This is a genomic window from Nitratireductor aestuarii (genome assembly GCF_014641695.1).
Classification (GTDB): Bacteria; Pseudomonadota; Alphaproteobacteria; order Rhizobiales; family Rhizobiaceae; genus Chelativorans; species Chelativorans aestuarii.
The window spans coordinates 211,605-229,459 of record NZ_BMIF01000008.1; the positions used below are offsets into that span (position 1 = coordinate 211,605).

The following is a 17,855-nucleotide window of genomic DNA, read 5'->3' on the forward strand; positions in this document are numbered from 1 at the left end:
GCTCACAACTTCAGAAATGAAAAAGCGGCCGCAGTGACGGCCGCTTTCTTGTTTGGAGCGATGGAACCGCTTTAGGCGAGCTGCTCCAGCAGGCGAGCTGCACCGCTCGTCTCGGCGGAGCCTGGAGCTTCCTCAACGTTGAGCTGCTTCACGACGCCATCTTCAACCAGCATGGAGAAGCGGCTCGCGCGGGTGCCAAGGCCACCAGCGGAAAGGTCGAGCGTGAGGCCGAGGGCACGGGCAAAGTCTGCGTTGCCGTCGGCAAGGAAGACGAGCTTGTCTTCAGCGCCGGTGAAGCGGGCCCAGGCGCGCATGACATGCACGTCGTTCACGGCCAGCACCGCGACGTCATCGATGCCACGGGACTTGAATGCGTCGTAGTTCTCGACGAAGCCCGGAAGGTGATTGTTCGTGCAGGTTGGCGTGAACGCTCCGGGTACTGCGAAGAGCACGACCTTGCGGCCGGCAAAGAACTCGGCGGTGTTGACGTCTTCGGCGCCGTCCCCGGCAACCTTCTTGATCTTGACGTCGGGAATGGACTGGCCAATTGCGATGGTCATCTACAACTCTCCTCTTGGGGGGTAAACTTGAATTCGTTTTCCTGAACCGGAAACCACACCTAGAGGTTTCCTCACGAAAGCGAAACTGCCAAGCATATCCAGGCAATGATTATCCCATAAACACACAAAAATCAGTCACCGATCGAGTGCCTGTTTGTCGGGAAGGGAATGGTTCCGGCAACGGCTGCGCCATCCTGCACCAGCGTGTAGTGGAGCAGGGTGTCCGGCCTGGGGGCTTTCAACACGCGCGCAGAGAAGGTGGCGGTGCCACCGTTGCTTTCCTTCAGGTCGGGCATGGTGATCTGGCCGTCTTCCGCGGTCACAAAGAGCTCCGGCTTTGTGTTGCCGACAGGAATCTGTACCGTAAGCAGTAGGTCGTCGTCCGTTACCTCTGCAGTGTCCACCCGAAAGTCGGCCCGAGGCTCTGTCGGCAGAGCCGCGAAGGCGGATTGCACCGTGAAGGCATCACGCTGATCCTCCGCGCCTGCACTTGCATCAAAGGTGAAGGATGCCTGGACCGGAATGCAGATCGTCTGGCAGATGCCGAGCATCACCTCGGCTTCGATCAGTGGGGCGGTGTTTGTTGCTGATGTATGGAAGACGACCGGAAACGTCACGCTTTTGCCGTAGCCCGCCCAGTCGCCGTAGGAATCCTCAAAGCGCTGCGGCGCCGGATAGAGGATCTCCGCACCCTGAATACCTGTCCCGACAGGGGCGATCTGTGGAGGAATGCCGGTTGCGCCGGGGTCGCGCCAATAGGTTTTCCAGCCAGGCTCCAGATGGATCTGCAACGCGCCGCGCAGCTTGCCCTCAGCGTCGGAAAGGCCAGAGGTTACCAGCTTCACCGAGCCGCCTTGCGTGGTGAAGACGTCGCTCGAGGCGGCATAGAGAGGGGCGGCTGAGATCAGGCAGGCAAAGAAAATTGCTGTTCGTGGGATCATCAAGACGGGTTCGACCATTCCTGTGAAAGAGCTGTCAGAGCAAGAGGTAGTCTCTTCTGGCGCAGGTTACCAGCTTTGGAGACTTTCAAGCCTATCGGAAACGCGGTAGTTTGAAGGATGAAGAAAGTTTCAGGCACTCCCATGGCCGCATCGCAGTCACTGCAGAACCATTTCCTTCTCGCCATGCCGGGCATGGAAGACCAGCGCTTTGCGCGTACGGTCGTCTACCTCTGCGCGCATACCGAGGAAGGCAGCATGGGGCTCGTGGTGAATAGGGCGCAGCAGCTCGTCTTCTCGGATATCCTTGTCGATCTCGGCATAGTCACGCGTGAAGATGTGATCAAGCTGCCGGAAAAGGCAAAGCGTCTCAAGGTGCTGAACGGTGGCCCCGTGGAGCAGAGCCGTGGCTTCGTGCTGCACAGTGGCGACTATGTGGTGGAAACGTCTCTACCCGTGTCGGATGATGTCTGCCTGACGGCAACGTTTGACATCCTGCGCGACATTTCCTCCGGCCGCGGGCCGTCGAAGGCTGTGATGGCGCTTGGATATGCGGGCTGGGGAGCGGGTCAGCTTGAGGCTGAGATCGCCGACAACGGATGGCTTGCCTGTCCCGCGAAGACGGATCTGCTGTTTACCGAGAAGGTCGATACGCTCTACGACCGCGTCATGGCTTCCATGGGCATTGACCTGTCGCGTCTCAGCAGCAACGCTGGTCACGCTTGAGGCGTCTCCTGGTTGAGAATTTGCTATGCCGTCGGCTGAAAGGCTGGCGGCATTTTTCATTGATCATCACGACAGCGATTTCAGCGGGTACTGTTCCATCAGCATGCGCAGGCTGGTTTCCGCATCGGCAGGTGTGCCGAAGTGGAAGCTCTGTGCGTATTCGCAGCCCGTGCGGCGGAGTTCCTCGACTTCCGCATCGCCATTGACGCCTTCAGCGACGACCGAGAGGCCGAGCTCATGGGCCATGGTGATCATCGACCGCAAGAGCACCGCACCCTTGCTGGTGTTGTCGCTCAGGAAGCTCCTGTCGATCTTGATCGTGTCGAAGGGGAAGCGCGTCAGATAGGAGAGGGACGAGTAGCCGGTGCCGAAATCATCGAGCGCAAGGCCGATGCCAAGCTGGCGCAGCTTGGTCAGCACATGGGCCGACTGCTCCGGGTTATCCATGATGAGCGATTCGGTGAGCTCCAGCCGGAAGCAGCGCGGCTTGATGCCGGATCGTGTGATTGCCGAGCGCACGTCACCGACGAGATCACGGCGGATGAGCTGGCGGCTCGACACATTCACCGACACAAAGAGCGGGATTTCGCCCAGCTGCTTCTGCCAGGCGTAGAGGTCGTCGGCAGCCTGCTGCAATGCAAACTGGCCGAGCGCCACGATCAGGCCGGAGCTTTCAGCAATCGGAATGAAGTCGGCTGGCTGGATCAAGCCACGACGCGGGTGCTCCCAGCGCATCAATGCCTCAAAGCCGGCCACAGTGCCGTCTTCAAGACGAACGATGGGCTGGTAGACGAGGCGCAGTTCCTTGCGCTCAACCGCGCGGCGCAGGTCTGATTCGATCTGCAGGCGATCGGTGCCGCTGGTGCGGAAGGCCGGCCGGAACGGCTCGATGCGATCGCCGCCGAAGCGCTTGGAGTGATGCATCGCAAGCTCGGCATCCTTCAGCATGTCTTCGGCCGAGTTCATGCCGGCCGTCCAGGAAACGAGGCCTACGGACGGCGTCAGGATGATCTCCTTGCGGGCGAAGGTGATCGGCGCGCGGATCGCCTTGCGGACGGCATCGGCCACGGCTGCAACGCGGGAGGGAGCGGTTTCCGACAGGAGGATCATGGCGAACTGGTCGCCGGTAAGGCGCGAGAGCGTGTCGCCGGGCTTCAGGAGGCGGTGCAGGCGCCGGGCGATCGTCAGCAGGATCGTGTCACCAGCGGAGATGCCCAGCTCGTCATTGACCAGCTTGAAGCGGTCGATGTCGATCATCAGAACTGTCGGGCGGATCTTGCTCTGGTTGCCAGCCATGGCGAGCGTGGTTTCCAGCAGGGTGATGAAGAGCTCGCGGTTCGGAAGGCCGGTGAGGTTGTCATGCACGGCGTCGTGCAGCAGCCGTTCCTCGGCCTTCTTCTGCTCGGTGACGTCGATCATCGTGCCGACGCAGCGAATGACCTCGCCATCGGCGCCGACGACAGGACGGGCGCGCAGCGACAGCCAATGATAGTGGCCGTCGGAGCTGCGCAGGCGGAAGTTCTGGGAAATCTTGCCGCGACGCTGTTCGAGGATGGTGTCGAGCGTGGAGCGGAAGGTGTCGCGGTCATCGGCGTGGAGCAGGGGCAGCCAGCTGCGGGCAGGGCCGTTGAGGCTGCCGGCTGGCATGCCGAGCTGTTTGCTTACGTCCGGCTTGGTGATCACACGGTCGCGCGTTACGTCCCAATCCCAGACGAGGTCGCCTGAACCGGCGACGGCAAGCGCCTGACGTTCCATGTCACTGAACAGGCCCTGGAACAGGGTGCTTCCCGTGAAGGCGTGCTGCATCACGGTGAAGCCGATGAGCAGGATGATCAGGATGAGACCGCCGCCGATCGCGGGCTGGACGATGTCATTGTCGAGCTGGCCCGTCACTGCGAGCCAGGAGCCGAAGACCCAGACAAGCACCATCAGCCAGCTTGGTATGAGCATGATGGCGCGGTCATAGCCGTGCAGGCCGAGGTAGATGATGAGGCCGAGGCCGACAAGTGCGGTGAGGCCGAAGGAAAGGCGGGCGATGCCTGCGGCGATCGGCGGATCGAACCAGGCGATGCCTGCGATGAAGGCAAGGCCGATGATCCAGGCCAGAAGGCCGTAGCTGAACTGCTCATGCCACCGGTTGAGGTTCAGATAGGCAAACAGGAAGACCACGAGCGAGGCCGCTAGCGCCACTTCCGTCCCCGCGCGCCAAAGCTGCTCATTGGCGGGGTCAATGTTGACGAGGCGGTCGAGGAAGTCGAAGTCGACCGAGATATAGGCAAGGACTGCCCAGGCCAGCGCTGCGGTCGCGGGGAACATGGATGTTCCGCGGATCACGAAGAGGATGGTGAGGAAGAGCGCCAGCAGGCCCGCGATGCCAATGACGATGCCGCGGAAGAGTGTGTAGGAGTTTACCGTGTCCTTGTAGGCGGAGGGCTCCCAGACGTAGATCTGCGGCAGGTTGTGGGACGAGAGTTCAGCAACGAAAGTGATGACGGAGTTCGGGTTCAGCGTGACAAGGAACTCGTCGGCATTGCCGCTCGACACCCTGTCGAGCGCAAAGCCTTCGCTGGGTGTGATGGAGGCGATACGCTGGGAGCCGAGATCGGGCCAGATAAGGCCGGAACCAACCAGACGGAAGTGTGGGGCGACGATCAGCCGGTCAATCTGGGCATCGGTGGTGTTGGCAAGGGCAAAAACGGCCCAGTCGCCGGTGAAGCTTCGGTCTTTCGCTTCCACCTCGATGCGGCGGACGATGTTGTCCGCACCCGGTGCGGTGGAGACCTGAAATGTTTCACCCTGGCCACGGTAGATCTCGACCGCCTTTGAAAGGTCAAGCGCAACGTCCTCACGCGTGATCTTGATTGGCTCGACGGCTTGCGAGTGTCCAGCAGACATCAGGACGAACACAAACACGGCCAGAAGGCTGCAAAGACGTTTCAAGACTGTGAACCAAGGCAACAAGAATCAGCCTCGCCTATGTTTGAACCGGGTTTTCTCCGACGATCCGGGCATACAGATAGTGGTCTTGCCACAAACCATTGATGCACAGGTAGGAACGCATGAGCCCTTCGCGCTGAAATCCGGCTTTTTCAAGTAAGCGGACGGAGCGCTTGTTGGTGGGAATACAAGCCGCTTCGAGCCGGTGCAACCGCAGTGTTTGAAAAGCATAGGGAATAACGCACTGGAGGGCGTCATACATGGCGCCTTTGCCTGCATGACGCTCGCCCATCCAGTAGCCGATGGTCGCGGCTTGCGCCGCTCCACGGCGGATGTTGCTGAGGGAAATACCCCCGAGAAGTATGGTGTTTTCCCTGGAAAAGAGGAAGAAGGAAACCGCCTGCCCGAGCTGATAGGCGCTCTGGTATTGCTGCAGCCGACGCCGATAAGACTTGCGTGTAAGTTCATCAGGCGCCCACACCGGCTCCCACTTTGACAAAAACTCCCGGCTTTCCCCACGCAGCGCTGCCCATGCGGCATAGTCACCGCTACTGGGCATACGCAAAACGACCTTGGCGCCTTCCAGCACCGGGTCGTCGCGGCGAAAGAAGGAGCCGGTGAACATGCTAGATCACGATGACCTTCCAACGAGCCGCCATCATGGTCATCCCTTCTCCGATCGTTCGTCCATCGCTGTCATTCCGGCGACCATCCCGCGTCAGACCGCGATGCTTTGCGGCTGCCGCCAGGAGAGGTTGTCCCGGATTGCGGAGATGGGCATCAGCTTGCCGACAGGGCCGATCGCGGTGACGGTCGGCTTGGACGAGAAGAGCCTTGCCGAGAGGTCGGTCAGGCGTTCGACGGTCAGGCCGCCAAGTCGATCCATCAGCTCTTCCGTGCCGATGGGACGACCATAGAGGAGCAGCTGGCGGGCGACCTGTGAGGCGCGGCTCGACGGGCTTTCCCGCGACATCAAGAGCGAGGCGCGGAACTGCGCGCGGGCGCGGTCCAGTTCCTGCTGGTCGATTTGCTCGCCAGCACGGCTGAGCTCCTGAAGGATGACGGGGAGGAGTTCCTCGGTGCCGGTGTCGCCGGTGGCGGCATGAACGCCGAAGATGCCCGTGTCGGAGAAGCCCCAGTGGAAGGCATAGATCGAATAGCAGAGACCGCGCTTCTCACGCACTTCCTGGAAGAGGCGGGAAGACATGCCGCCGCCAAGGATCATCGAGAGAACCTGCGAGGCATAGAAGTCGCGGGCATGATAGGCGCGGCCTTCGAAGCCTAGGATGATCTGGGCGTCGCGCAGATCGCGCATCTCACGGTAGTCGCCACCGACGTAGTGAGCGACCTGCGGCTTCATCTGGTCGGCATGAGGGCGGAAATCGCCCAGACGCTTTTCCACTTCGCGCACGAAATCGTCATGATCGACACCGCCGGCGGCTACGACCACCATGCGGTCGGCACCGTACTGGCGCTCGAGAAAATCGTGGAGCTGCTGTGACGTGAAGGCCTGAACAGTGTCAGGCGTTCCGAGGATGGAGCGGCCGAGCGACTGGTGCCGGTAGGCCGTCTCGGTGAAACGGTCAAAGACGGCATCGTCCGGTGTGTCGTGGGCGGCGCCGATCTCCTGGAGGATCACGTGCTGCTCGCGCTCAAGCTCCTCAGGGTCGAACTTGGATTCGGTGAGGATGTCGGCCAGGATGTCCACTGCCAGAGGCAGGTCGTCCTTCAGGACACGGGCGTAGAAGGCCGTGGTTTCGACGCTTGTGGCGGCGTTGATCTCGCCGCCGACATCTTCAATCTCGGTGGCGATGTCCAGGGCGCTACGACGTTGCGTACCCTTGAATGCCATGTGCTCGAGAAGATGAGCGATGCCATGCTCATCTTCCGTCTCGTGGCGCGAGCCGGACTTGACCCAGACTCCGAGCGCCACGGATTCAAGGTGCGGCAGCGTTTCGGTCGCAACCGTCAAGCCGTTGCTAAGACGGCTTACTTGTACGCTCATGTAGTCACTCCCTAGACTCCGTCCTTGAATGACGGATTATGTGATCTTCCACCATTTTCAGGTCCGATGGAAGGACCGTAAAGCGCTCTTCCGCTGTCATGATGCCTTCGAGCCAGGCGGGCAGGGCAGGGTTGATGCCACTTGCATCCTCCACCGCCTGCGGGAACTTGGCGGGATGGGCGGTCGAAAGAACGACCATGGTTTCGCCGGGCTGGGCAAGTTCACGGGCAACCTTCAGCGCGGTCGCCGTGTGCGGGTCGGCAAGGTATCCGCTGGCTTCCAGTGTTTCGCGGATGGTACGGGCAGTTTCCTCCTCGTCGGCACGACCGGCGGCAAACTCTTCCCGGATGCGCTCAAGTGCGGCTTCCGGAATGGTGAAGCTGCCGGACTGCTTCAGGCTTTCCATGCAGGCGCGCACTTCCGCAGCATCGCGGCCAGTGGCTTCGAAGAGGAGACGTTCGAAGTTCGAGGATACCTGAATATCCATGGATGGCGACATTGTGGCGACAACGCCGCGGGTTTCGTACCGACCCGTGGCCAGAGTGCGCGCGAGGATGTCGTTGGAATTGGTCGCGATGATCAGCCGGCCGATCGGCAGGCCCATGCGCTTTGCGGCGTAACCTGCAAAAATATCACCGAAATTACCGGTCGGAACGGTGAAGGAGATCTCCCGGTCCGGAGCGCCGAGGCTGACCGCAGCGGTGAAGTAGTAGACGGTCTGGGCCATGATGCGGGCCCAGTTGATCGAGTTCACGCCGGAAAGACCGATCTGATCACGGAAGCCATGGTCGTTGAACATGGACTTCACGAGCGCCTGGCAGTCGTCGAAGTTCCCTTCGACAGCGATGGCGTGGACGTTGTCCGCCTTCGACGTGGTCATCTGGCGCTGCTGAACCGGAGACACGCGGTTGTGCGGGAACATGATGAACACGTCAGCGCGCTTGGCGCCAGCAAAGGCGTCGATGGCTGCGCCGCCTGTATCGCCGGAGGTCGCGCCTGCGATCGTTACGCGCTCGCCACGCTTCTCCAGGACGTGATCCATGATGCGGGCGAGGAACTGCATGGCCACGTCCTTGAAGGCGAGCGTAGGGCCATGGAAGAGCTCAAGAACGAATTCGGAGGGGCCGGTCTGGACCAGCGGGCAGGTCGCCTGATGACGGAATGTGCCATAGCTGCCATCGATGATGGACTTCAGGTCGGCGTCTGAAATGTCCTCATCGATGAAGGGCCGCATGATGACAAATGCAGCTTCTGCATAGGAAAGACCGCGCAGCGCGCGAATTTCTTCTGGGGAAAACTGCGGCCATTCCGTTGGCACATAGAGGCCACCATCGCGGGCAAGGCCCTGGAGCAGGACGTCCGAAAACCCTAATACCGGCGCTTCTGCGCGCGTACTGACAAACTGCATCCTGCTTAAACTCCGTCTTGAACGCTTGAACCAGCCACGTATTCACTGCCGGTCGAATTCTTCGTGCGCGGTTGATATAGAACACCAACCCTGTATTAGGAAAGCGTCAGTTATGAGGGGGTTTCATGTCAGTGAAGCTTGGTGCCACAGCATTTGCAATTCTGGCGACGGCCGCGCTTGCCGGATGCCAGCAGGGTGCTTCCAGTTCTGAAGCCACTCTCGAAGCCGGTCAGGTTCGCGAGAGCGAGCTACGGGCTTATTGTCCTCGTCCCGCCTTACGTGACGGAACGGCCTATCTTCAGCAATACGAGAGGGGCGGACAGGACGACCCGAACCGTCTGATCTTCCAGGCCGTGATTTCCGACACGACCCGCACCTGCACAACCAATGAGGGTAGCGGCGTGGTGAATGTCGTGGCCGCCGGCCGGATTGTTCCGGGGCCGAAGGGCCGTACCGGCGCGGTGACCCTGCCGATCCGCGTCGTCGCCATGCGCGGTGAGCAGGTGCTCTACTCGCAGCTCATCCGGCACCAGGTGAACGTCGCCGACACTTCCGGCGCAACCCAGTTTTTCCTCAGCGATCCCAATGTCGTGATCCCGGGCGGCATCGACCGCTCCGTGCAGATCGTCATCGGATTTGATGAAGGTCCGGGGCGTTAAGCCCCGGTTTATCCAACGATCTACTAGAAATCTGGTGACCAGCTGGCGAGGGCTTCGATCGTCGCTCTCAGGTCCGACATGCGGTTGATGGTTGTCTCGGCGCCGGCTTCCATCAGCATGTCCGCATGGCGCGGATGCGTGTGCGACGCGCCGGTGAAGCCGATCACACGCATTCCGGCTGCGCGGGCGCCTGCAATGCCGTGGACCGAATCCTCAATGACAATGGTCTTCTTCGGGTCTGCTTCCATCTTTTCCGCGGCATATAGGAAGACGTCCGGCGCAGGCTTCGGGCGGGCCGTCGGCGTTTCAGCAGAAGAGAAAATCACGTCATCGAACAGGCCAACGAGGCGCGCGCGCTTAAGCATGGTCTCGATGCGGCTTCGCGTCGAATTTGAGCAGATGCACTTCTTGTAGGGCAGGGTCGCGACAGCGTAGCCGACGCCTTCGATTGCCTTCACCTCACGGGCGAGGCGTTTGTCGATCAGCGTCTCGGCTGTGTCGATCAGGGAGGCCTGGAAGAGGATCTGTGCCTCGCGCTCGATCGAAAGAAGAATGTCGCGGAAGGTCAGGCCGGAGTAGCGCTCCGACAGCTCTTCCGCCGAAATTTCGTGCCCGGCCTTCTTCAGAAGCTCGGCTTCGACGCGCGCAGCAACGATTTCAGAATCGACCAGAACGCCGTCGCAGTCGAATATGATCAGATCCAGGGCAGACATTTGGGCTCCAAGCAGCAATTCGTAGGGGGCTATAGGTAGGTATTGTTGCCGGCCCGTGTAGCCCCATCGGGGTGGCCGTGGCAATTCTATCTGGTGCCGCAGTCGCAATTCGACGCGTTTAGCCGGCTTCCTTACGGTTTATTTACCAAACTCGGTAACCATAACAGCCAGTTAAAGAGTTCGCGTGAGGTGTTCATGTCCGCGGTGCGTCGTCTCGAAGTTATTTCTCCGGTTTCCACCAAGGCCGATTGGCTGGATACCATTATCAAAGGCGATTGCGTTGCTGCGCTCAACCGCTTGCCCGACAAGTCGGTCGATGTGATCTTTGCTGATCCGCCCTACAATCTCCAGCTGAGCGGAGCGTTGCATCGCCCCGACCAGTCGCTGGTCGATGCCGTCGATGACGAGTGGGACCAGTTCGAGAACTTCGCTGCCTATGACGCCTTCACCCGCGCCTGGCTGCTGGCTGCCCGCCGCGTGCTGAAGCCAAACGGCACGATCTGGGTGATCGGTTCCTACCACAACATCTTCCGCGTCGGCGCGATCATGCAGGACCTGGGCTTCTGGCTCCTGAACGATATCATCTGGCGCAAGACGAACCCGATGCCGAACTTCCGCGGCCGCCGGTTCCAGAACGCGCATGAGACGATGATCTGGGCTTCCCGCGACCGTGACGCCAAGGGCTACACGTTCAACTACGAGGCCATGAAGGCCGCCAATGACGACGTGCAGATGCGCTCGGACTGGCTGTTCCCGATCTGCACGGGCAAGGAGCGCCTCAAGGACGAGAACGGTGACAAGGTTCACCCGACGCAGAAGCCTGAGGCGCTGCTGGCCCGCGTGATGCTCTCCTCCACGAAGCCGGGCGACGTGGTCCTCGATCCCTTCTTCGGTTCGGGCACCACAGGCGCGGTTGCAAAACGTCTTGGCCGTCATTTCGTCGGTATCGAGCGCGAGCAGTCCTATATCGACGCTGCGCAGGAGCGCATCGCGCAGATCGAGCCACTTAGCGGTGAAACCCTGCGTCTGATGACCAGCAAGAAGGCTGAGCCCCGCATAGCCTTCGCCAGCCTGATCGAATCAGGGCTGTTGAAGCCGGGCACGCAGCTTTTCGACAGCCGCAGGCGTTGGGCCGCCCATGTGCGCGCTGACGGAACGCTTGCCATCGGCGACGAGGCGGGCTCCATCCATCGTCTTGGCGCCCGTATTCAAGGGCTCGACGCCTGCAACGGCTGGACTTTCTGGCACGTGGAAGTTGAGGGCACGTTGAAGCCGATCGACGATCTGCGTCAGAAAGCCCGCCAGACCATGCTCCCCGCCGGGGCCTGAATCAGGTCCTGATGCCGTAAGCTTCGAAGTCTTTTCGAAGCTGATCAGCACTGACAAATTGAACGGCGCGCCAGCCAGCAGCTTGCGCGCCTTCAACATTTGCGCGGCTGTCATCAATGAAAAGCGTCGCCTCTGGATCAAGGCCGAATGTGCTGGCGTGGAGATCGTAGATCTCGCGCTGCGGTTTGATCAGACCGACCTCGGCTGAGACCGTGATGCCACGGGCAAGGTTGAGGAACGGGAACTTCTGCCGGGCCTCGCTGAACGTGTCGCTGGCGAAGTTGGTCAGCATGGTGACGTCGTGGCCCCAGTCGATCACCGACTTCAGGATTTCGACCGAGTCGTCATAGGCGTGCGAGACCATCTCGGGCCAGTGCTGTCGGAAAGCGCGAATCAGCTCCTCATGGTCGGGGTGGAGGGCTATCAGCTGCTGCTCGGCTTCGGCCCAGCTGCGGCCACGGTCCTGCTCAAGATTCCAGTCGTGCGTGCAGACGGTGGCGAAGAACCATTCTCGCTGCTTCGGGTCGGGGATAAGCCTGCGGAACGGGATCTCGGGATCGTAGTGGATGAGGACCTTGCCGATATCGAAGACGATGTGCCGGATTTCACTCACGCCTGATCCCTCCTGCTTTAAGTCTTCTTCTTCTTCCCCGAACGTTTGCCGAGGGAAGGGATGGCTGCCGCGACAGCCTTCCACATCACAGTAGGCAGAGCTTCCTCGCCTAGCAAGTTCTGGTCGGCCCACCACCAGCTCTGGGGCGGGGGTATGTCGAGCTTTGCGTGGTAGACCGATAGTCGCAGTTCGAAATGGGTGAAGACATGGACGATGACACCGCGCGGCAACCAGTTCGCCTCGAAGGGTGCGCCGTCGATGCCGTCCGCGCCATCCTGGCGGGCGGTCCAATCGGTCGTAGGCACCTCGGCCATGCCCGCGAGCAGACCTTTCAGCGGGCGCTTGCGCAGCAGGATCGCGCCATCCGGCCGTTCGACAACGAAGGCGGCTCCGATGCGGACCGGTTTCTCGGCCTTGGCCAGCTTCAGCGGGTAGCGCTCCTGCGTCTTGCTCTGGTAGGCCAAACAGCCGTCATTCAGCGGGCACAGGCTGCAGGCAGGTGTGCGGGGCGTGCAGATGGTTGCGCCAAGGTCCATCATGGCCTGCGCAAAGTCGCCCGGACGATCAGTCGGGACCATCGCCTTCACAAGAGCCTTGATCTCAGGCTTGGCGGCTGGGAGCGGCGTTTCGATCGCATGGAGGCGAGTAACAACGCGCTCCACATTGCCATCGACAACCGCCGAGGGGCGGTTGAAGGCGATGGCCGCGATGGCGGCACTCGTATAGTCGCCGATGCCGGGAAGGTTTCGAAGGCCTTCTTCCGTATCCGGGAACCGGCCGCTGAATTCTTCCGCTACCAGATCGGCGCATTTCTTCAAGTTCCGGGCGCGGGAATAGTAGCCGAGGCCGGCCCAGGCCTTCATGACGTCATCCACATCGGCGGCGGCGAGGTCGAGGACCGTTGGCCATCGGGCCGTAAATGCGTCAAAATATGACTTTACCGCTCCAACAGTGGTCTGCTGCAGCATGATTTCGGAGAGCCAGACGCGATAGGGATCGGGACGCTCCCCTTGGGCGATTGCACCGGGGTTCAGGCGCCAGGGAAGGCGCCGGTGATGGCGGTCATACCATTCCAGCAGCGAGTGGGCCTGATCCGAAGGGGAGGGTCGTTTCATATTTGCAGGTGCCATTGACGGCTTTATGCGCTAGGCCTTCGCAGGCGGCAAGGTAGGATATGGTCTTGAAGAAACAAGGCGGTGCGATCTCGGTAAGCGATCTGGCGAGCGACGTCCTCGATCCGGTCATGCGCAAGCGCGCGGGCATCTCGATAGAGATCGTCCAGTCGTGGACAGAAATTGCCGGTGAGCGGCTGGCGAACACAACCCGGCCGATCAAGATCCTCTGGCAGCGCAGGATGAGCGATCAAGACCCGTTCGAGCCGGCGACGCTGGTGATTGCATGTTCGGGTGCTGCGGCGCTGCGCGTGCAGCACGAGACGATGGAGATCATTTCCCGGGTGAATTCGTTCCTGGGGTTCACTGCCATCGGGCGCATCAAGATCGTGCAGAAGCAGCTTACCGACATGGGGCCGCAGAAGCTGCCGCCACCCCGCGCCCTCAACAATGCCGAACGGCAGAGACTGGAGCATCTGACGCAGGACATCGAGGACGAGGGGCTCAAGGAGAGTCTTAAAAGGCTTGGCGCCAGCGTGCTAGCGCGTAAGAAGCCGCTCGCGAATTCGTGAATGCGTCACGAAAATTGCAATTTGGCTCTAATCTTCAACTATCATATCTGATAGTCGAAATTTCAGGTTGTTAGACCGCTTTTCTGATGGAGCACGCCCGTGATTCGCACTACCGAACTTAACCGTAGAAGGCTTCTCGCTTCGATGGCCGCCATTCCTGCGCTTGCGCTTCTGGCTGGCGAAACGGCGGCGGCTGTTGATGCACCGGCTTCGCAGGGCAGTGTCGACATCGACAAGCTGATGGCGCAGGGCGCTTTGCCTGACGTGGTGAAGGGCGAGGAGAACGCGCCGGTCACGATCATCGAATATGCGTCGATGACCTGCGGGCACTGCGCAGCCTTCCACGTGAACACCTATCCAGCTCTGGATGAGAAGTACATCAAGACGGGCAAGGTGAAGTTCATCATGCGCGAGTTCCCGCTCGACCCGCGTGCCGAAGCAGGCTTCATGCTCGCCCGCTGCTCCGAGAACAAGTATTACCCGATGATCGACGTGCTGTTCAAACAGCAGCAGAGCTGGGCTGGCGTACAGGATGCAGCCACCGCGCTCCTGAATATCGCCAAACTCGCTGGTTTTTCACAGGAGAGCTTCCAGGCCTGCTTGACGAACCAGAAGCTTCTCGATGATGTAAGAGCTATGCGCCAGGCAGGCTCGGACTTTGGTGTCAATGCCACGCCGACGTTCTTCATCAACGGGAAAAAGTATTCGGGAGCGATGTCGATTGAACAAATGTCGGCAATTATCGATCCCCTACTCTAAGAACCGCAGGAAGCCCTGCGAAGGGCTTGGTGCGTGCCGGGGCAGGCCGGCATGAAGTTCACCAAGCTGCGGCTGGTCGGTTTCAAGTCCTTTGTTGAACCCAGTGAGTTCGTGATCGAACGCGGTCTCACTGGCGTTGTCGGACCGAACGGCTGCGGCAAATCCAATCTCGTTGAAGCGCTGCGCTGGGTTATGGGTGAAAACTCATACAAGAACATGCGCGCTTCCGGGATGGACGACGTCATTTTCTCAGGCTCCGGCAACCGGCCCGCGCGCAACACGGCCGAGGTTGCGCTGTTCCTTGACAACACGGACCGCTCCGCTCCGCCGTCCTTCAATGACGCGGACGAGCTGCAGGTCTCTCGCCGCATCGAGCGCGAGGCGGGCTCCGTCTATCGCATCAACGGCAAGGAAGCGCGCGCCCGCGACGTGCAGCTGCTGTTCGCCGATCAATCGACGGGCGCGCGTTCGCCTTCCATGGTGGGGCAAGGACGCATAGGCGAGCTGATCCAGGCAAAGCCGCAGGCCCGCCGCGCCCTTCTGGAAGAGGCAGCAGGCATTTCCGGCCTGCATTCGCGCCGCCATGAAGCCGAAATGCGCATGCGGGCGGCCGAGCAGAACCTTGAGCGTCTGGATGACGTGGTGGGTGAGCTCGCCACGCAGATCGAGAGCCTGAAGCGTCAGGCGCGTCAGGCCTCGCGCTTCCGCAGCCTGTCGGAAGACATTCGCAGGGCGGAAGCCATCCTGCTGCATCTCGCATGGACGCAGGCCAAGACGCAGGAAGGGGAGTCCAAGTCCGCACTTGCGCAGGCAACAAACCAGGTTGCCGAACGTGCATCCCAGCAGATGGAAGCCGCCAAGGCCCAGGCCATCGGCAGCCATAAGCTTCCGAACCTGCGGAACGCCAAGGCGGAAGCTGCGGCAGCGCTACAGCGGCTGACGATTGCGCACACGCAGATCCAGGAGGAGGCGAAGCGCATTCGCGAGCGCACCGCCGACCTGCAGAAGCGGATTGCCCAGCTGGACGCCGATATTGCCCGCGAACAGCAGCTGGCGCGCGACAATACCGAAACCTTGCAGCGCCTCGACGAAGAGGAAGCGCAGCTTCGCGAACTCGAGGAAAACGCGGTCGAGGGTGAGGAAGAGGCGCTGGCCTTGCTCGAGACCATGACGGCTGAGCTTGAGGAGCGGGAGCAGCTGCTCTCCACGCTGACGGCCGAGAAGGCCGAAGCGGGCGCTGCTCGCGCTCAGGCGGAACGTGCTCTGCGCGAGCGGTCGGAGCGGTGCGAACGGCTCAACCAGCAGCTGGCGTCCATTAATCGCGAGCTTGCAGAAGTTGTAGCCCGGATCAGTGCGCTGCCCGATCCTGCGGCCAAGCAGGAAGAGCTGGACGTCGCCGTTGAAGCCATGGAAATGGCCGAGGAGGCCGTTGCTGACGCTGAGGAGGCGGTGAGTTCCGCGCGCGCTGCCGAGGCGGACGCCCGCGCGCCACTCAGTGAAGCGCGCGCCGAGGTACAGCGGATCGAGACCGAAGCCGCCACGCTGGCGAAGATCCTGAGTGCAGGCGTCAATGCTGAATTTCCGGCCGTGCTTGAACAGATCCGTGTCGAGCGCGGGTTCGAGACCGCACTTGGTGCCGCCCTTGGCGAAGACCTTGATGTTCCGACTGATGCGGCTGCGCCTGTCCATTGGGGCACGGTTTCTGCGCATGACGATGAGCCGGTCTTGCCCGAAGGTGTTCGCTCGCTTGCGTCGGTTGCCTCGGCGCCGCAACAGCTCGCCCGGCGTTTGGCGCAGATCGGCATTGTCGAACCGGCGGATGGCGAGCGGCTGCAGCCGCTTCTGAAGCCTGGCCAGCGGCTTGTTTCGCGCGATGGCGCGCTGTGGCGCTGGGATGGTTATCGCGCAAGTGCGGATGCGCCCACGGCGGCTGCCATGCGTCTTGCCCAGAAGAACCGTCTGGCGGAACTTGAAGCGGAAGCGGTCGAAGCCCGCGATCGTCTTGAAGAGGCGGCGGCAACCCTTGCACAGGCGGAAAATGCCGTGCGCGAGCAGGTGGAGCGTGAGCGTCAGGCTCGCGAGGCTGTGCGCGAGGCGCAGCGCCGGGTTTCCGTAGCGCGGGATGCGCTGGCGGCGGCTGAGCGTGCATCGGGTGAGCTTTCGAGCAGGCGGGCCGTGCTTGAGGCTTCGCAGACGCGTCTTGCCGAAGAGCACGAGGAAGCGCTTGAGGCTGTAGAAGAGGCACGAGCTTCTCTCGAAGATGCGCCGGACCTTTCAGAATTGCAGGCAAAGCTTGACCGCGCCGCAGCCGAAGTTGCCACCGCGCGTGGCAAGCTTGCCGAAATGCGCGCGGCCTATGAGGGCCGGAAGCGCGAGGCGGAAGCGCGCGTACGCAGGCTTGCGGCAATCGTACAAGAACGGCAGAGCTGGGTCTTCCGCCGGCAGAATGCTGATAATCAGATCACGTCGCTTTCCGATCGTCGCGAAGAAATCATCGAGGAGCTCGAGCGGCTGGCGGAAGCTCCGGACGATCTCGACCATCGCGTCCGCGCGCTGATCAGTGAAATTGCGACCGCCGAGGCGCGGGCGAAGGAAGCCTCCGACATCCTGCAGGAAGCGGAATCGGCGCAGTCCGAGCTCGACAAGCGGGCCACCGAGTCGATCCAGGCGCTGTCGTCGGCGCGGGAGGCGAGGGCGCGTGCGGAAGAACGGCAGGCGGCTGCCGAGGAGCGTCGCATCGAGGTTGAGGCGCGTATCCAGCAGTCCATGAACATCGCACCGCATCTTGTGGCGCAGCACACGGGCCTCAAGCCGGACGAGAAGCTGCCGGAGATGAACGAGGTGGAGCGGCGGCTGGAGCGGCTCAAGGCGGAGCGCGAGCGGCTGGGTGCCGTCAATCTGCGGGCCGAGGAAGAGCAGCGCGAACTTTCCGAACGCTACGACCTCATCGTTTCCGAGCGCGAGGACGTGATCGAGGCGATCCGCAAGCTTCGCCAGGCGATCCAGAGCCTCAACAAGGAAGGCCGCGAGCGGCTGCTTGCAGCCTTCGAGCAGGTCAACGGGCATTTCCAGCGGCTGTTCACTCACCTGTTCGGCGGTGGTACGGCCGAGTTGCAGCTCGTGGAATCCGACGATCCGCTGGATGCAGGACTGGAAATCCTTGCCCGTCCGCCCGGCAAGAAGCCGCAGACCATGACGCTTCTTTCGGGTGGCGAGCAGGCGCTGACAGCGATGGCGCTGATCTTCGCCGTGTTCCTCACCAATCCGGCGCCGATATGCGTGCTGGACGAGGTGGACGCCCCGCTCGACGACCATAACGTGGAGCGCTTCTGTAACCTGCTTGACGAGATGGCGCGATCCACGGACACGCGCTTCGTGGTGATCACCCACAACCCGATTACAATGGCGCGGATGAACCGCCTGTTCGGCGTGACCATGGCAGAGCAGGGTGTCAGCCAGCTGGTTTCGGTGGACCTGCAACTGGCTGAACAGCTGGCTGAGGCGAGCTAGTCGGCACCCTTGTA

At 61.5% G+C, this 17,855-nt stretch carries 15 protein-coding genes; 6 read left to right on the forward strand and 9 right to left on the reverse strand.

What is annotated here, in order from left to right; genetic code table 11:
* Nucleotides 1–71: 71 nt before the first annotated feature.
* A complete protein-coding gene (locus IEX27_RS14180) occupies nucleotides 72–560 on the reverse strand; it encodes a peroxiredoxin (RefSeq protein WP_188721721.1) in 489 nt (162 codons plus the stop codon).
* A 131-nt stretch (nucleotides 561–691) separates the two neighbouring features.
* The gene (locus IEX27_RS14185) at nucleotides 692–1,501 is read right to left on the reverse strand and encodes a protein-disulfide reductase DsbD domain-containing protein (RefSeq protein ID WP_188721722.1); all 810 of its coding nucleotides are present in this window, start codon (nucleotides 1,499–1,501) and stop codon (nucleotides 692–694) included.
* A 117-nt stretch (nucleotides 1,502–1,618) separates the two neighbouring features.
* On the opposite strand from IEX27_RS14185, the gene IEX27_RS14190 reads away from it, so the two are divergent.
* A complete protein-coding gene (locus IEX27_RS14190; protein ID WP_188721723.1) occupies nucleotides 1,619–2,224 on the forward strand; it encodes a YqgE/AlgH family protein in 606 nt (201 codons plus the stop codon).
* A 66-nt stretch (nucleotides 2,225–2,290) separates the two neighbouring features.
* On the opposite strand, the gene IEX27_RS14195 is transcribed toward IEX27_RS14190, so the two are convergent.
* From IEX27_RS14195 to thrC, 4 genes are all read right to left on the reverse strand, one after another.
* The gene (locus IEX27_RS14195) at nucleotides 2,291–5,119 is read right to left on the reverse strand and encodes a sensor domain-containing phosphodiesterase (protein ID WP_188721760.1); all 2,829 of its coding nucleotides are present in this window, start codon (nucleotides 5,117–5,119) and stop codon (nucleotides 2,291–2,293) included.
* Nucleotides 5,120–5,198: 79 nt separating this feature from the next.
* On the reverse strand, nucleotides 5,199–5,786 hold the full coding sequence (locus tag IEX27_RS14200; protein WP_188721724.1) for a GNAT family N-acetyltransferase: 588 nt from the start codon (nucleotides 5,784–5,786) through the stop codon (nucleotides 5,199–5,201).
* 93 nt (nucleotides 5,787–5,879) lie between these two features.
* Nucleotides 5,880–7,166 (reverse strand): M16 family metallopeptidase, encoded by a 1,287-nt coding sequence (locus IEX27_RS14205; protein ID WP_188721725.1) that lies wholly within the window; start codon nucleotides 7,164–7,166, stop codon nucleotides 5,880–5,882.
* 4 nt (nucleotides 7,167–7,170) lie between these two features.
* The gene (thrC, locus tag IEX27_RS14210; RefSeq protein ID WP_188721726.1) at nucleotides 7,171–8,574 is read right to left on the reverse strand and encodes a threonine synthase; all 1,404 of its coding nucleotides are present in this window, start codon (nucleotides 8,572–8,574) and stop codon (nucleotides 7,171–7,173) included.
* A gap of 125 nt (nucleotides 8,575–8,699) precedes the next feature.
* Here thrC and IEX27_RS14215 point away from each other — a divergent pair, with 125 nt between their 5' ends.
* Nucleotides 8,700–9,233, forward strand: a complete 534-nt coding sequence (locus IEX27_RS14215) for a hypothetical protein (protein ID WP_188721727.1) — start codon at nucleotides 8,700–8,702, stop codon at nucleotides 9,231–9,233.
* Between the two features lie 23 nt (nucleotides 9,234–9,256).
* On the opposite strand, the gene IEX27_RS14220 is transcribed toward IEX27_RS14215, so the two are convergent.
* Nucleotides 9,257–9,946, reverse strand: a complete 690-nt coding sequence (locus IEX27_RS14220; RefSeq protein WP_188721728.1) for an HAD family hydrolase — start codon at nucleotides 9,944–9,946, stop codon at nucleotides 9,257–9,259.
* Between the two features lie 195 nt (nucleotides 9,947–10,141).
* On the opposite strand from IEX27_RS14220, the gene IEX27_RS14225 reads away from it, so the two are divergent.
* Nucleotides 10,142–11,275 carry a site-specific DNA-methyltransferase gene (locus tag IEX27_RS14225; protein ID WP_188721729.1) on the forward strand — a complete coding sequence of 378 codons (1,134 nt, stop codon included), beginning with the start codon at nucleotides 10,142–10,144 and terminating at the stop codon, nucleotides 11,273–11,275.
* Between the two features lies 1 nt (nucleotide 11,276).
* Here IEX27_RS14225 and IEX27_RS14230 read toward each other — a convergent pair whose 3' ends face one another.
* The gene (locus tag IEX27_RS14230; RefSeq protein ID WP_188721730.1) at nucleotides 11,277–11,888 is read right to left on the reverse strand and encodes an HAD family hydrolase; all 612 of its coding nucleotides are present in this window, start codon (nucleotides 11,886–11,888) and stop codon (nucleotides 11,277–11,279) included.
* Nucleotides 11,889–11,905: 17 nt separating this feature from the next.
* Nucleotides 11,906–13,003, reverse strand: a complete 1,098-nt coding sequence (gene mutY / locus IEX27_RS14235) for an A/G-specific adenine glycosylase (protein ID WP_188721731.1) — start codon at nucleotides 13,001–13,003, stop codon at nucleotides 11,906–11,908.
* 65 nt (nucleotides 13,004–13,068) lie between these two features.
* On the opposite strand from mutY, the gene IEX27_RS14240 reads away from it, so the two are divergent.
* The 3 genes from IEX27_RS14240 (at nucleotide 13,069) to smc (ending at nucleotide 17,841) form a co-directional block, all read left to right on the forward strand.
* Nucleotides 13,069–13,572 (forward strand): DUF721 domain-containing protein, encoded by a 504-nt coding sequence (locus tag IEX27_RS14240; RefSeq protein ID WP_373869883.1) that lies wholly within the window; start codon nucleotides 13,069–13,071, stop codon nucleotides 13,570–13,572.
* Between the two features lie 144 nt (nucleotides 13,573–13,716).
* The gene (locus tag IEX27_RS14245; protein WP_188721761.1) at nucleotides 13,717–14,331 is read left to right on the forward strand and encodes a DsbA family protein; all 615 of its coding nucleotides are present in this window, start codon (nucleotides 13,717–13,719) and stop codon (nucleotides 14,329–14,331) included.
* Nucleotides 14,332–14,382: 51 nt separating this feature from the next.
* On the forward strand, nucleotides 14,383–17,841 hold the full coding sequence (gene smc / locus IEX27_RS14250) for a chromosome segregation protein SMC (protein ID WP_188721733.1): 3,459 nt from the start codon (nucleotides 14,383–14,385) through the stop codon (nucleotides 17,839–17,841).
* The last annotated feature ends 14 nt before the right edge of the window (nucleotides 17,842–17,855 follow it).